This is a genomic window from Samsonia erythrinae (genome assembly GCF_004342665.1).
Classification (GTDB): Bacteria; Pseudomonadota; Gammaproteobacteria; order Enterobacterales; family Enterobacteriaceae; genus Samsonia; species Samsonia erythrinae.
Window position 1 is genome coordinate 220,617 of sequence record NZ_SMBY01000007.1, and the last position, 13,222, is coordinate 233,838.

Here is a 13,222-nt window from a genome sequence, read left to right on the forward strand (position 1 = left end):
TTAGGTTAGGAGCGCCTACAAATAATGGAACTGAGTTTATTTCTCTCGATGTTGGGTTTTTTGTGGGTGGCGGCCATTACGCCGGGGCCGAATAATATGCTGTTGACCACGTCGGGCGCGAATTTTGGCTTTATGCGCTCGCTGTGGCTGATGATCGGCATCATGCTGGGTATGCAGAGCATTTTGCTGCTGGTGGCATTCGGCGTGGGGGGGCTGATTCTGATTTACCCTTCGCTGCATGTTATCCTGAAGATCCTCGGTAGCGCCTATCTGCTTTGGCTGGCGTGGAAAATCGCCACGGCGGCTTATGAACGGCTGGAAACCTCGGTGGCTCCGCCACAGCCGATTCGGCTTTATCAGGGGTGGCTGCTGCAATTCCTGAACCCGAAAGCGTGGCTCATGGCGCTGGGCGCCGTCGCCAGTTTCAGTCTGGCGGGGGAAGAATATAATCATTCCGTAATGGCGATAAGCATCGGGATTGTGCTGGTGAATCTGGTGTCCGGCGTGATCTGGCTTGGATTTGGCACGATAATTGGTCGGCTGCTGCGTAGTAAGAAAGCGTGGATTATCTTTAATGTCTCTATGGGGTTGTTGACCGCCGCCTGTGTGCTGCTGATCTGGCATTAATGCGGATGAAATAGCGAGCGTCTTAACGCTCGCTATCTGTTTCAGGCAAGCAGGGTCAAGGCGAATCGCTCTGCATCATCTGCTCTAATTGCTCCTGCGCGTCCAGCCAGGACAGCTCTGTTTCTTCCAGTTCGGTTTTGACTTTGCTTTGTTGTTGCAGGCAGTCGGTGAGTTCCGCTTTGCGGCTGATGTCGTAGATGGCGCTGTCGGCCAGCCGGGCTTCGAGAGCCGCCAGTGTTTCTCCCAGTTTTTCCATCTGCTGCTCAAATTTGGCGATCTGTTTACGCAGCGGCTGAGTTTGCGCTCTCAGTTCGGCTTCGCGGCGTTTCTGATCTTTTCTGCCTTGCGCGCTGTTGGCGGCATTCTCTTTGGTCGCTTCATCGCTGGCGTTATCCTGACGTTGCAGGCCGACCAGCCACTGTTGGTAGTCTTCCAAATCGCCGTCAAACGGCTCCACTTTCCGATCGTGTACCAGATAGAGATCGTCGGTCGTCGAGCGGATCAGGTGTCGATCGTGCGAGACGACAACCAGCGCGCCTTCAAAATCGATTAACGCTTCGGTCAACGCCTGACGCATATCCAGATCGAGGTGGTTGGTGGGTTCGTCGAGCAGCAGGAGATTCGGACGCTGCCAGACAATCAACGCCAGCACCAGACGGGCTTTTTCGCCGCCGGAGAAGCGCGCGGTGATCTCCGTGACCTTATCCCCCTGAAAGCCGAAGCCGCCCAGATAGTCACGTAGCTGCTGCTCGGTTTCCCGTTCGGCCAGACGCGTCAAATGTTGCAACGGCGATTCATCTGCACGCAGAAATTCCAACTGATGCTGGGCGAAATAACCGAGTTTCACGCCTTTCGCCAGCCCGATTTCTCCTTGCAGCGGCGCGAGCGTGCCGGCAAGCAGCTTGATCAGCGTGGATTTGCCGGCACCGTTATGGCCGAGCAATCCAATGCGGGAACCCGGCACTAAATTGAGTTTAATCGATTCCAGAATCAGCTTGTCGCCATAGCCCGCACTGACCTTTTCCATCTTCATTAATGGGTTAGGCAGCGATTCCGGCGCGCGGAAGCTAAAGCGGAAAGGGTTATCAACATGCGCCGGCGCAATCAACTCCATGCGTTCCAGCATTTTTATCCGGCTCTGTGCCTGCTTGGCCTTTGTCGCCTTCGCGCGGAAGCGGTCGATATAGTGTTGCAGATGCGCCACACGTTCCTGCTGGTGCTCATACATCGACTGTTGTTGCGCCAGACGGGTAGCGCGCTGACGTTCAAACGACGAGTAGTTGCCGGTGTATTCGTTCAGCGTTTGCTGTTCGATATGCAGGATCTTGGTCACCACCGGATCGAGAAAATCGCGGTCATGCGAAATCAACACCAGCGTGCCGGGGTAGCTTTTCAGCCATTTTTCCAACCAGATGACCGCATCCAGATCGAGGTGGTTGGTGGGTTCATCCAGCAGCAGTAAGTCTGAACGGCAGATCAACGCCTGCGCTAGGTTCAGGCGCATCCGCCAGCCGCCGGAAAACGCGCTGACGGGTTGCTGTAACTGTGACTGGGAAAATCCTAACCCGTTGAGCAGGCTTGATGCTCTGGCCTCAATGGTCCAGGCTTGAATCGCATCCAGTTTACCGTGCAGCGTGGCAATGGCGTTGCCGTCGTTTTCTTCGTTGGCCGTCTGTAATGCCGCTTCTAACTGGCGAAACTCGCGGTCGCCGTCAATGACGTAGGCCAGAGCCGGTTTTTCCAGCGCTGGCGTTTCCTGATTGACCCAGGCCAGTGACCAGTTCTGTGGGAATGTCGCGCTACCGCTATCGGCGCTGATTTCCCCCTTCAGTAATGACAGTAGCGTAGACTTGCCACAGCCGTTTTTACCAACCAGACCGACTTTCTGACCGGGGTTAACGGTTGCCGTCGCGTTATCGATCAGGACGCGTACACCACGTCGGATTTGCAGCGAAGAGAAAACAATCATAAAGCGCCGTCTATTCAGAGTATGTTAAATTATGGATATATCAGGACATCTCGCGTCCTGTTTATCGTCGTTGCGCAGCATGGTAGCGGAAAACGATTATTATGACGACGCTATTGGAGGGGAATGATGCCGCAGCCACCGAAGATTTTGCTGCTATATGCCCATCCGGATCCACAAGACTCGGTGGCAAACCGGGTTTTACTACAACCGGCTCAGCAGTTAGCGAATGTAACCGTGCACGATCTTTACGCGCACTATCCTGATTTTTTTATCGATGTCTATCATGAGCAACAACTGCTGCGTGAACATCAGGTCATTGTTTTTCAACATCCGTTTTATACCTACAGTTGCCCGGCGCTGCTCAAAGAGTGGTGCGACAGGGTGTTATCACGCGGTTTTGCCAATGGGATTGGCGGCAACGCGCTGGCGGGGAAATACTGGCGCTCGGTGATTACGACCGGTGAGCCGGAAGCTACCTACCGTCCTGATGGGAGCAACCGTTACCCTATGGACGATTTATTACGCCCGTTTGAGCTGACGGCGGCGATGTGTCGCATGCACTGGATGCGCCCCCTGATTGTTTACTGGGCTCGCCGTTTAGAACCCAACGCGTTATCAAGTCAGGCCAAAGCTTACGGCGACTGGCTGTCTTCCCCCTTTACCTAAAAGGAACGCAGAGATGGAGAGTTCCGCGCTACTGACCGCCGGTGTCTTGTTTTTGTTTGTGGCGGTCGTCGCCGTACCGATCGCAGCCCGACTGGGGATTGGCGCCGTATTAGGTTATCTGATCGCCGGGATCGCCATTGGCCCCTGGGGACTGGGTTTTATCCGGGATGTCGAGGCCATCCTGCATTTCTCGGAGCTGGGCGTCGTTTTCCTGATGTTCATTATCGGACTGGAACTGAATCCGGCGAAGCTGTGGATGCTGCGCCGCTCGATCTTTGGCGTCGGGGCGGCACAGGTTGGCCTGAGTACGCTGATTTTAGGCGGCGCCTTGTATCTGACGGATTTTTCATGGCAATCGGCGTTGATCGGCGGGGTAGGGCTGGCGATGTCGTCGACGGCCATGGCGCTGCAACTGATGCGCGAAAAGGGCATGAATCGCAGCGAGTCAGGGCAGTTGGGCTTCTCTGTCCTGCTGTTTCAGGATCTTGCGGTGATCCCCGCGTTGGCGTTGATTCCGATTCTGGCCGGGGTTCAGGGGGATTTCGGTGACTGGGAACGGATCGGGCTGAAGGTCGCCGCGTTTCTCGGCATGCTGATCGGCGGGCGTTATCTGGTGCGTCCGCTATTCCGTTTTATTGCGGCATCCGGCGTGCGCGAAGTGTTCACCGCCGCTGCGTTGTTGCTGGTGCTTGGCTCTGCGCTGTTTATGGAAACGCTGGGGCTTTCTATGGCGTTAGGGACGTTTATCGCCGGTATTTTACTGGCGGAAAGCGAGTATCGGCATGAGCTGGAAATCGCGATTGAGCCGTTCAAAGGTTTGCTGTTAGGCCTGTTCTTTATCTCAGTGGGGATGGCGCTGAATCTCGGGATTCTCTACGACCACATCGTGAAAGTGATCATTGCGGTACTGGTGCTGGTGGCGGTAAAGGGCGCCGTTTTATACTTCCTGGCGCGAATTAACCGGATGCGCCGCTCGGAACGGTTGCAGTTTGCCGGGGTATTGAGTCAGGGCGGTGAGTTTGCCTTCGTCCTTTTTTCCGCCGCCTCGTCGTTCAATGTACTGAAAGGCGAACAACTGCCGCTGTTATTGGTGACGGTGACGCTATCGATGATGACGACGCCGTTGCTGATGTTGGTGATCGACCATATCCTCACTCGTCGCTATAACGTGCAGGATGTGCCGGACGAGAAGCCGTATGTCGAGGATAATGAACCGCAGGTCATTGTGGTGGGGTTCGGCCGTTTCGGCCAGGTGGTTGGCCGCTTATTAATGGCGAACAATATGCGGATTACGGTTCTGGAACGCGATATCAGCGCCGTTAGCCTGATGCGTCGCTATGGCTATAAAGTCTACTACGGCGATGCCACGGATCTGGAGTTGCTGCGTTCGGCGGGGGCGGATAAAGCGCAATCGATCGTGATTACCTGTAATGCGCCGGAAGACACGATGGAAATCGTACAGCTGTGTCAGCAGCACTTTCCCCATCTGGAGATTCTGGCACGGGCGCGGGGACGTGTTGAAGCCCATGAATTATTGCAGGCCGGCGTAAGACACTTCTCGCGTGAAACTTTCGCCAGTGCGCTGGATTTAGGGCGCAAGACGCTGATGACTTTGGGGATGCACCCGCATCAGGCGACGCGTGCACAGCAGCATTTCCGCCGTTTGGATATGCGCATGTTACGTGAACTGATGCCACAGCTTACCGGCGATGCCGCACAGATCTCCCGTGTAAAGGAGGCGCGACGAGAGCTGGAGGATATTTTCCAACGCGAAATGCAGCGCGAGCGTCGTCGGCCCAACGTCTGGGACGAGGATTAAATCGTTACGACATCGGCTATTTTACGTGCGGCCAGTAAGCAAACCGGCTGCGCTGATAGCGCTTATTATGCTAGGTTCTATGTCGGGACAGAAGGAGCGATCATGCGTAAACGATTTATTGCAGGGGCAGTGTGCCCGACTTGTCAGGCTCAGGATACGCTGGCGGTAGGGCGTGAGCATGATGTTGAGGTTGTCGTTTGTGTGAAGTGCGGATACCGGCAGAGCCGCGAGGAGGGCGCCGTGGCGGAGCCGGCCCAACAGACAGATGGCATTATCGGGATCTTTCGACCGGAATAATGAACGCAGAGGACGCGGCTGAAAAATGTGCCTGACGGTTTTTTGATTCCGGACGGTACATAGGGACATTTTTCAGCTACAATTTGCGCCAGTTTGATTTCCAACGGTAGGAGATATCATGAAAGTAACAAAAGATCTGGTGGTCAGTCTGGCCTATCAGGTACGTACAGAAGACGGTGTGTTGGTTGATGAGTCTCCGGTGAGTGCGCCGTTGGACTATCTGCATGGTCACGGTTCCCTGATTTCTGGTCTGGAAAAGGCGTTGGAAGGCCGTGAAACGGGCGAGAAATTTGATGTCAACATCGCGTCTAACGACGCTTACGGCAACTATGATGAAAATCTGGTTCAGCGCGTACCGAAAGATGTTTTCATGGGCGTTGACGAGTTGCAGGTTGGCATGCGCTTCCTGGCTGAGACCGATCAGGGACCGGTGCCGGTTGAAATCACCGAGGTGGAAGACGACCACGTTGTGGTTGACGGCAACCACATGCTGGCGGGCCAAAACCTGAGCTTCAATGTTGAAGTGGTTGCGATCCGTGAAGCGACGGAAGAAGAGCTGGCGCACGGTCATGTGCACGGTGAACACGATCATGAACACGGCGACGGTTGCTGCGGCGGTCACGGCCATGACCACGACCATGATCACCAGCACGGTAAAGGCGGCTGCGGCGGCCACGGTGGATGCGGCTGCCACTAATCGGCTGTCATACACTCTAAAAAAACCTCAGGTTGATAAATGTCGCCTGAGGTTTTTTTATTTCTGGTGCGCTGCGGTATACGGGGCACAACTTTTAGTAATGCGGCGGCGGCGTTTCTTCCGACTGTGGCGCGACGAGCGATGTCTGCTGGCTGCGCAGCCTGTCGGTAAGGAGACGCAAGCTATCGCGTAGCCGGCTGATTTCCCGCTCGTGTTGAATAACCGTTTGGTTAAGCTGTTCTATCGTTAGTTCCTGAAAAGCTTGTCGACTTTCCAACTGTTCGAGTCGTTCTTCAAGCGTTGATGGTGACATCGGTATTCCTCCTACATCTTGTTACCCGCGAGTTTGTCAGAAAGCGGAAACTTCTGGTAGTAAAAACGGTCGCAGTAGGGCGCAATGTGTTATCTGAGTAGCCTATCGTTGCGGGATGACCGTGGAACGACGTAAGGGGGCCTGAAACGGCGCCTGACGTTTTTTATCAACGGATTGTCGAGTGCGTCGTTGTGTTGTCTTCGTCCGCACAGTTATAGTAGGCGCGAATGTATTTTAATGATGGCTGGAGCACCTCGCTCCAGATGCTGGAGAAATGGATGAAATCACTGTTTAAAGTAACGCTGTTAGCAACAACGATGGCTCTGGCTCTGAACGCAGGCCAGGCTCTGGCGGCAGACAAGGCGCAGGCCTCGGACAATACTGCGGCAGCCAAATTCAAGAACGATGAACAGGCAGCGGCTTATGCGTTAGGCGCCTCTTTAGGGCGTTACATGGATAACTCTCTGAAAGAGCAAGAAAAATTAGGTATCAAGCTGGATAAAGACCAACTGATTGCCGGCGTACAAGATGCCTTTGCGGATAAGAGCAAACTGACTGACGAAGAAATTGAGAAAACGCTGCAAGGCTTTGAGGGCAAAGTGAAAGCCGCGGCTGAAGCCAAAATGAAGCAGGATGCGAAGGACAATGCCGATAAAGGCGACAAGTACCGTGACGCTTTCGCCAAAGAAAAAGGCGTGAAGAAAACCGCGTCCGGCCTTCTGTATCAGGTTGAGAAAGAAGGCAGCGGTAACGCGCCGAAAGACAGCGACACCGTCGTGGTTAACTACAAAGGGACGCTGGTTGACGGTAACGAATTCGACAACTCATACAAACGCGGCGAGCCGCTTTCTTTCCGCCTCGATGGTGTCATCCCCGGCTGGACTGAAGGCCTGAAGCACGTTAAGAAAGGCGGTAAAATCAAGCTGGTGATCCCGCCTGCGCTGGCGTATGGCGAGAATGGCGTACCGGGTATTCCGGCCAATTCTACGCTGGTGTTTGACGTTGAACTGTTGGACATTAAATCTGAAGCGGATGTGAAAGCAGCGGATGGTGCCAAAGCGGCAGCGCCTGCCGCCGCGGAGAAGAGCGCGAAATAACCCGTGTGACAAGATGCGACCGCAGGCTTGATGTCTGCGGTTTTTTATGTTTTCTTCGTGACCTTCACGATCGATCCCCGCCTTTTTATGACGTTCGCCTGCAAGCGTCGCGACTCAGGCTGTATCCGGGGCTCCCGCTGGGATGCTGAACGCTACGCAGGCTCATCTGAATCGGTTTTTTTCAACGTGCTTCTCTTGCGATCCTCACTAAGACAGACAAGGTAAACGCTGACGCCAGCGTAAGTAAATTCAGGCTGCCTTCAGAGGCGCCCCATGAAATTCAAGGACGAGAGAGTGGACATTTGCTAGACTATGTCTCTTGTCAATACAAAATAAAGATACCCGCCATACTTCAAGCTGCTTGTGCGTTGGCCGCGTTACAAGGTCATAAATGGGCCTTGCCCTAAAGGGTCAACACATAGCGTTGTTCAAAACGCTGATGTTTTTCCAAGCAACTCGAATTATTTAGGGGATAAATGATGCTGAGGGTGGTGTCTGCCATGTCTAATTCGCTTGTGTCTGGCGAATCTTATGAACTGGATTTGCTGGATGAACGTCCGTTCAGTCAAACGGATTATGAGATCCTGAAATCGTATGAAGCCGTGGTCGATGGCCTGGCCATGTTGATTGGCGAACACTGCGAGATTGTATTGCACTCGCTTGAAGATCTTAAATGTTCCGCCGTGCGTATCGCGAATGGCGAACACACCGGCCGGAAGATTGGTTCACCGATTACCGATCTCGCATTGCGTATGCTGCATGACATGGCAGGTGAAGACAGCAGCGTGTCTAAGGCCTATTTTACCCGCACGAAGAGCGGCGTATTGATGAAATCAGTGACGATTGCGATCCGTAATCGCGATCAGCGAGTGATCGGACTGCTGTGTATCAATATGAATCTGGATGTGCCTTTTTCACAGATTGTGCAGACTTTTATCCCCCCTGAAACGCATGATGTCGCCTCTTCCGTTAACTTCGCGTCATCAGTGGACGATCTTGTGGCGCAGACGCTTGAATTTTCGATTGAGGAAGTCAACGCGGATCGCAACGTATCCAATAATGCGAAAAATCGCCAAATCGTCTTGAGTTTGTACGAAAAAGGCATTTTTGATATTAAAGATGCGATCAATCAGGTCGCAGAACGCCTCAATATCTCCAAGCACACTGTCTATCTTTACATTCGTCAGTTTAAAAGCGGCGATTTCAGCGGGCATGAGCGTTAATGTTGAGTTACTGCCTGTTAGTGACCGGTCCGGCGTATGGCACACAGCAAGCAAGCAGCGCGTTGCTGTTTGCACAAGCGTTGTTGTCTGAAGGGCATAAGCTGCAAAGCGTGTTCTTCTACCGCGAGGGGGTGCTGAATGCGAATCAGCTGACTTCCCCCGCCAGTGATGAATTTGACCTTGTGCGCGCTTGGCAGCAACTGGGTGAAATGCACGGCGTTGCCTTGAATGTCTGCGTTGCCGCCGCGCTGCGTCGTGGGATAACTGACGAGCAACAAGCGGCCCAGCTCCATCTTGTGGGCGCCAATCTGCAACCCGGGTTTGTTTTGAACGGCTTGGGTGAGCTGGCGCAATCGGTATTGACCTGCGATCGAGTGATTCAGTTCTAAGGTAGCGTTATGAAGCGAGTCGCATTTGTTTTTACGCACTCTCCCCATGGGAGCGCTTCCGGACGAGAGGGGCTGGATGCCCTGCTTGCCATGTCAGCCCTGACGGAAGAGATCGGCGTATTTTTTGTTGGCGATGGCGTACTTCAATTGCTGCCTCAGCAACAGCCGGACCAGATTTTGATGCGTAATTACATCTCAACGTTTGGCGTGTTGCCGCTGTACGATATCGACTGTTGCTATCTGTGCGAAACATCCGTGCGTCAGCGCGGATTGAACATCGATACGAACTGGGTTTTGGATGTGGAGCTGTTAGTGCCGGAAGTTTGGCGCAGCAAATTGGCCAGCTATCATTCTATCCTTTCATTCTAGCGATGGGACTCTCTTAGTATATGTTGCACACACTCTCCTCTTCGCCTTATCACGCCGATCTCGACGCGTTGTTACGCAGTTTGGGGGACGGGGATGCGTTAGTTTTATTACAGGATGGCGTTATCGCGGCGTTGGCAGGCGGCGATATTATCAACCGTCTTATTGATGCTGCGCTACCTCTCTACGCGCTCCGGCCCGATACGGACGCAAGGGGGGGGACTGAACAAATTTCGACCAGTGTGTCGCTCATTGACTATAATGAATTTGTTCAGTTAACGGTGGTACACGCACAGCAACTGGCCTGGTAACGCTGAATTTTTGTATATTTCTTGACTCCTTTCACTGCCAGTCCTAAAATTCTGCGTCCTCGTATTTTGCCTTGCGCAAATACGAGGTGATTTATTACGTGTTTACGAAGCAAAAACCAGGAGCTTTTTGAATGGCAACAATTAACCAGTTGGTACGCAAACCACGTGCCCTGAAGGTTGCGAAGAGCAACGTTCCGGCGCTGGAAGCCTGCCCGCAGAAACGTGGCGTATGTACCCGTGTATATACCACCACTCCTAAGAAACCGAACTCCGCACTGCGTAAAGTATGTCGTGTTCGTTTAACTAACGGTTTTGAAGTTTCCTCCTATATTGGTGGTGAAGGTCATAACCTGCAGGAGCACTCCGTGATCCTGATCCGTGGCGGTCGTGTTAAAGACCTGCCAGGTGTGCGTTACCACACTGTTCGTGGCGCGCTGGACTGCTCCGGTGTTAAAGACCGTAAGCAAGCCCGTTCCAAGTATGGCGTGAAGAAGCCGAAGGCTTAATGGTTCTCCGTTAAGTAAGGCCAAACGTTTTAACTTAAATGTCAAACTAAACTCGTAGAGTTTTGGACAATCCTGAATTAACAACGGAGTATTTCCATGCCACGTCGTCGCGTCATTGGTCAACGTAAAATTCTGCCGGATCCGAAGTTCGGATCAGAACTGTTGGCCAAATTTGTAAATATCCTGATGGTAGATGGTAAAAAATCTACTGCTGAAGCAATTGTCTATACCGCGCTGGAGACCCTGGCTCAGCGTTCTGGTAAAGATCATCTGGAAGCTTTTGAAGTAGCACTGGACAACGTTCGCCCGACTGTCGAAGTTAAGTCGCGCCGCGTTGGTGGTTCTACTTATCAGGTACCAGTTGAAGTCCGTCCGGTTCGTCGTAATGCGTTGGCAATGCGTTGGATCGTTGAAGCTGCTCGTAAACGCGGTGATAAATCTATGGCTTTACGCCTGGCGAACGAACTTTCTGACGCAGCAGAAAACAAAGGTACTGCTGTTAAGAAACGTGAAGACGTTCACCGTATGGCTGAAGCCAACAAGGCGTTCGCTCACTACCGTTGGTAATCCCTTCGTTGTAGTCATGCTAACCAAACGGGCGCTAAAAATAGCCAACCCGCTTGGGTTAACTAAATTGAACGCCCTAGTATATAGAGGATACAAATGGCTCGTACAACACCCATCGCACGCTACCGTAATATCGGTATCAGTGCGCACATCGACGCCGGTAAAACCACGACTACCGAACGTATTCTGTTCTACACCGGTGTAAATCATAAAATCGGTGAAGTTCATGACGGCGCTGCCACCATGGACTGGATGGAGCAGGAGCAGGAACGTGGTATTACTATCACTTCCGCAGCGACTACTGCATTCTGGTCTGGTATGGCCAAGCAGTATGAACCGCATCGCGTAAACATCATCGATACCCCGGGACACGTTGACTTCACTATCGAAGTAGAACGTTCCATGCGTGTTCTTGATGGTGCGGTAATGGTTTACTGCGCAGTTGGTGGTGTTCAGCCGCAGTCTGAAACCGTATGGCGTCAGGCAAACAAATATAAAGTTCCGCGCATTGCGTTCGTTAACAAAATGGACCGTATGGGTGCGAACTTCCTGAAAGTTGTTGGTCAGATCAAAACCCGTCTGGGCGCGAATCCGGTTCCGCTTCAGTTGGCGATTGGCGCTGAAGAAGGGTTCACCGGTGTTGTTGACCTGGTGAAAATGAAGGCCATCAACTGGAACGAAGCAGATGCAGGCGTTACCTTCACTTACGAAGATATCCCGGCTGACATGCAGGATCTGGCTGAAGAATGGCACCAGAACCTGATCGAGTCCGCTGCGGAAGCTTCTGAAGAGCTGATGGAGAAATACCTGGGTGGTGAAGAACTGTCTGAAGAAGAGATCAAAAAGGCTCTGCGTCAGCGCGTTCTGAACAACGAAATCATCCTGGTAACCTGTGGTTCTGCGTTCAAGAACAAAGGTGTTCAGGCGATGCTGGATGCGGTAATTGATTACCTGCCATCCCCGGTTGACGTACCTGCGATCAACGGTATCTTGGACGACGGTAAAGACACGCCGGCTGAGCGTCACGCTAGCGACGACGAGCCTTTCTCTGCACTGGCGTTCAAAATCGCTACCGACCCGTTCGTGGGTAACCTGACCTTCTTCCGTGTGTACTCTGGTGTGGTTAACTCTGGTGATACCGTACTTAACTCCGTGAAAACTGCACGTGAGCGTTTCGGCCGTATCGTTCAGATGCATGCCAACAAACGTGAAGAGATCAAAGAAGTTCGCGCGGGCGACATCGCTGCGGCTATCGGTCTGAAAGACGTCACGACGGGTGATACCCTGTGTGACCCGGATGCGCCGATCATCCTGGAGCGTATGGAATTCCCTGAGCCGGTAATCTCCATCGCCGTAGAACCGAAAACCAAAGCTGACCAGGAAAAAATGGGTCTGGCTCTGGGCCGTCTGGCGAAAGAAGACCCGTCTTTCCGCGTATGGACTGACGAAGAATCTAACCAGACTATCATCGCTGGTATGGGTGAGTTGCACCTTGACATCATCGTTGACCGTATGAAACGTGAGTTCAACGTTGAAGCAAACGTCGGTAAACCGCAGGTTGCTTATCGTGAAGCGATTCGTGCGAAAGTGACCGATATCGAAGGTAAACACGCCAAGCAGTCTGGTGGTCGTGGTCAGTATGGTCACGTTGTCATTGACCTGTATCCGTTAGAGCCGGGCTCAAATCCGAAAGGTTACGAGTTCATCAACGATATTAAAGGTGGTGTGATTCCTGGCGAATACATCCCTGCCGTTGATAAAGGTATCCAGGAACAGCTGAAAGCGGGCCCTCTGGCTGGCTATCCGGTGGTTGATCTCGGTGTGCGTTTGCACTTCGGTTCTTACCATGACGTTGACTCCTCTGAACTGGCGTTTAAACTGGCAGCTTCTATCGCCTTTAAAGACGGCTTTAAGAAAGCGCAACCCGTTCTGCTTGAGCCAATTATGAAGGTTGAAGTTGAAACGCCGGAAGAGAACACGGGTGATGTCATCGGTGACCTTAGCCGTCGTCGTGGTCTGCTGCGTGGCCAAGAGTCCAACGTTACTGGCGTTGTGATTCACGCTGAAGTTCCGCTGTCTGAAATGTTCGGGTATGCAACGCAGTTGCGTTCTCTGACCAAAGGACGTGCTTCTTACTCCATGGAGTTCCTGAAGTACGACGATGCGCCTAACAACGTTGCTCAGGCCGTAATCGAAGCCCGTGGTAAATAAACCCCGGGGTTAAAACCAAAATCCGTGCTCTCTCCAAAGGGGAGAGCATTTGAGTAAGGAATATCGCCGTGTCTAAAGAAAAATTTGAACGTACAAAACCGCACGTTAACGTCGGTACTATCGGCCACGTTGACCATGGTAAAACAACGCTGACCGCTGCAATC

Annotated in this window: 16 protein-coding genes; 14 read left to right on the forward strand and 2 right to left on the reverse strand. The window is 52.7% G+C overall.

Features of this window, described 5'->3' with window-relative positions:
- Nucleotides 1-24 precede the first annotated feature (24 nt).
- The gene (locus tag EDC54_RS12790; RefSeq protein ID WP_132456824.1) at nt 25-627 is read left to right on the forward strand and encodes a LysE family translocator; all 603 of its coding nucleotides are present in this window, start codon (nt 25-27) and stop codon (nt 625-627) included.
- 55 nt (nt 628-682) lie between these two features.
- Here EDC54_RS12790 and EDC54_RS12795 read toward each other — a convergent pair whose 3' ends face one another.
- A complete protein-coding gene (locus tag EDC54_RS12795; protein WP_132456827.1) occupies nt 683-2,596 on the reverse strand; it encodes an ABC transporter ATP-binding protein in 1,914 nt (637 codons plus the stop codon).
- Nucleotides 2,597-2,722: 126 nt separating this feature from the next.
- Between EDC54_RS12795 and kefG the strand changes: the two genes are divergently transcribed.
- The 4 genes from kefG to slyD all read left to right on the forward strand — a co-directional run bounded on the left by kefG (nt 2,723) and on the right by slyD (nt 6,075).
- A complete protein-coding gene (gene kefG, locus EDC54_RS12800) occupies nt 2,723-3,262 on the forward strand; it encodes a glutathione-regulated potassium-efflux system ancillary protein KefG (protein WP_165904310.1) in 540 nt (179 codons plus the stop codon).
- A 13-nt stretch (nt 3,263-3,275) separates the two neighbouring features.
- On the forward strand, nt 3,276-5,081 hold the full coding sequence (gene kefB, locus EDC54_RS12805) for a glutathione-regulated potassium-efflux system protein KefB (protein WP_132456833.1): 1,806 nt from the start codon (nt 3,276-3,278) through the stop codon (nt 5,079-5,081).
- Nucleotides 5,082-5,183: 102 nt separating this feature from the next.
- Entirely contained in the window at nt 5,184-5,378 is a 195-nt protein-coding gene (locus EDC54_RS12810) for a YheV family putative zinc ribbon protein (RefSeq protein WP_132456836.1), read from the forward strand.
- Between the two features lie 118 nt (nt 5,379-5,496).
- Nucleotides 5,497-6,075, forward strand: coding sequence for a peptidylprolyl isomerase (gene slyD / locus EDC54_RS12815; protein WP_132456839.1), 579 nt, complete (start codon nt 5,497-5,499; stop codon nt 6,073-6,075).
- 94 nt (nt 6,076-6,169) lie between these two features.
- Here the strand turns inward: slyD and EDC54_RS12820 are convergent, their stop codons facing one another.
- The gene (locus EDC54_RS12820) at nt 6,170-6,388 is read right to left on the reverse strand and encodes a SlyX family protein (protein ID WP_132456842.1); all 219 of its coding nucleotides are present in this window, start codon (nt 6,386-6,388) and stop codon (nt 6,170-6,172) included.
- Between the two features lie 278 nt (nt 6,389-6,666).
- Here EDC54_RS12820 and fkpA point away from each other — a divergent pair, with 278 nt between their 5' ends.
- The 9 genes from fkpA to EDC54_RS12865 form a co-directional block, all read left to right on the forward strand.
- Nucleotides 6,667-7,485 (forward strand): FKBP-type peptidyl-prolyl cis-trans isomerase, encoded by an 819-nt coding sequence (gene fkpA / locus EDC54_RS12825; protein ID WP_132456884.1) that lies wholly within the window; start codon nt 6,667-6,669, stop codon nt 7,483-7,485.
- Nucleotides 7,486-7,985: 500 nt separating this feature from the next.
- The gene (locus EDC54_RS12830) at nt 7,986-8,708 is read left to right on the forward strand and encodes a helix-turn-helix transcriptional regulator (RefSeq protein ID WP_165904306.1); all 723 of its coding nucleotides are present in this window, start codon (nt 7,986-7,988) and stop codon (nt 8,706-8,708) included.
- Nucleotides 8,708-9,097: a sulfurtransferase complex subunit TusD gene (tusD, locus tag EDC54_RS12835; protein WP_132456845.1), complete on the forward strand. Its 390-nt coding sequence runs from the start codon at nt 8,708-8,710 to the stop codon at nt 9,095-9,097. Before EDC54_RS12830 ends, tusD begins: the two co-directional genes overlap by 1 nt.
- 9 nt (nt 9,098-9,106) lie before the next feature.
- Nucleotides 9,107-9,466 (forward strand): sulfurtransferase complex subunit TusC, encoded by a 360-nt coding sequence (gene tusC / locus EDC54_RS12840; protein ID WP_132456848.1) that lies wholly within the window; start codon nt 9,107-9,109, stop codon nt 9,464-9,466.
- Between the two features lie 20 nt (nt 9,467-9,486).
- On the forward strand, nt 9,487-9,774 hold the full coding sequence (gene tusB / locus EDC54_RS12845; RefSeq protein ID WP_132456851.1) for a sulfurtransferase complex subunit TusB: 288 nt from the start codon (nt 9,487-9,489) through the stop codon (nt 9,772-9,774).
- A 131-nt stretch (nt 9,775-9,905) separates the two neighbouring features.
- Nucleotides 9,906-10,280: a 30S ribosomal protein S12 gene (gene rpsL, locus EDC54_RS12850; protein WP_132456854.1), complete on the forward strand. Its 375-nt coding sequence runs from the start codon at nt 9,906-9,908 to the stop codon at nt 10,278-10,280.
- A gap of 96 nt (nt 10,281-10,376) precedes the next feature.
- The gene (gene rpsG, locus EDC54_RS12855; protein ID WP_009111198.1) at nt 10,377-10,847 is read left to right on the forward strand and encodes a 30S ribosomal protein S7; all 471 of its coding nucleotides are present in this window, start codon (nt 10,377-10,379) and stop codon (nt 10,845-10,847) included.
- Between the two features lie 96 nt (nt 10,848-10,943).
- Nucleotides 10,944-13,058, forward strand: coding sequence for an elongation factor G (gene fusA, locus EDC54_RS12860; protein ID WP_132456857.1), 2,115 nt, complete (start codon nt 10,944-10,946; stop codon nt 13,056-13,058).
- Nucleotides 13,059-13,126: 68 nt separating this feature from the next.
- On the forward strand, nt 13,127-13,222 hold a 96-nt coding region (locus tag EDC54_RS12865; protein WP_001967706.1), incomplete at its 3' end, for a GTP-binding protein.

Bases quoted from the DNA above. Each gene is read 5' to 3' on its own strand.
- tusB (WP_132456851.1), top strand. From the start codon at position 9,487: ATGTTGCACACACTCTCCTCTTCGCCTTATCACGCCGATCTCGACGCG.
- slyD (WP_132456839.1), top strand. From the start codon at position 5,497: ATGAAAGTAACAAAAGATCTGGTGGTCAGTCTGGCCTATCAGGTACGT.
- kefB (WP_132456833.1), top strand. From the start codon at position 3,276: ATGGAGAGTTCCGCGCTACTGACCGCCGGTGTCTTGTTTTTGTTTGTG.
- fkpA (WP_132456884.1), top strand. From the start codon at position 6,667: ATGAAATCACTGTTTAAAGTAACGCTGTTAGCAACAACGATGGCTCTG.
- tusC (WP_132456848.1), top strand. From the start codon at position 9,107: ATGAAGCGAGTCGCATTTGTTTTTACGCACTCTCCCCATGGGAGCGCT.
- EDC54_RS12820 (WP_132456842.1), bottom strand. From the start codon at position 6,388: ATGTCACCATCAACGCTTGAAGAACGACTCGAACAGTTGGAAAGTCGA.
- fusA (WP_132456857.1), top strand. From the start codon at position 10,944: ATGGCTCGTACAACACCCATCGCACGCTACCGTAATATCGGTATCAGT.
- EDC54_RS12830 (WP_165904306.1), top strand. From the start codon at position 7,986: ATGTCTAATTCGCTTGTGTCTGGCGAATCTTATGAACTGGATTTGCTG.
- EDC54_RS12810 (WP_132456836.1), top strand. From the start codon at position 5,184: ATGCGTAAACGATTTATTGCAGGGGCAGTGTGCCCGACTTGTCAGGCT.
- rpsG (WP_009111198.1), top strand. From the start codon at position 10,377: ATGCCACGTCGTCGCGTCATTGGTCAACGTAAAATTCTGCCGGATCCG.
- rpsL (WP_132456854.1), top strand. From the start codon at position 9,906: ATGGCAACAATTAACCAGTTGGTACGCAAACCACGTGCCCTGAAGGTT.
- EDC54_RS12795 (WP_132456827.1), bottom strand. From the start codon at position 2,596: ATGATTGTTTTCTCTTCGCTGCAAATCCGACGTGGTGTACGCGTCCTG.
- tusD (WP_132456845.1), top strand. From the start codon at position 8,708: ATGTTGAGTTACTGCCTGTTAGTGACCGGTCCGGCGTATGGCACACAG.
- kefG (WP_165904310.1), top strand. From the start codon at position 2,723: ATGCCGCAGCCACCGAAGATTTTGCTGCTATATGCCCATCCGGATCCA.
- EDC54_RS12790 (WP_132456824.1), top strand. From the start codon at position 25: ATGGAACTGAGTTTATTTCTCTCGATGTTGGGTTTTTTGTGGGTGGCG.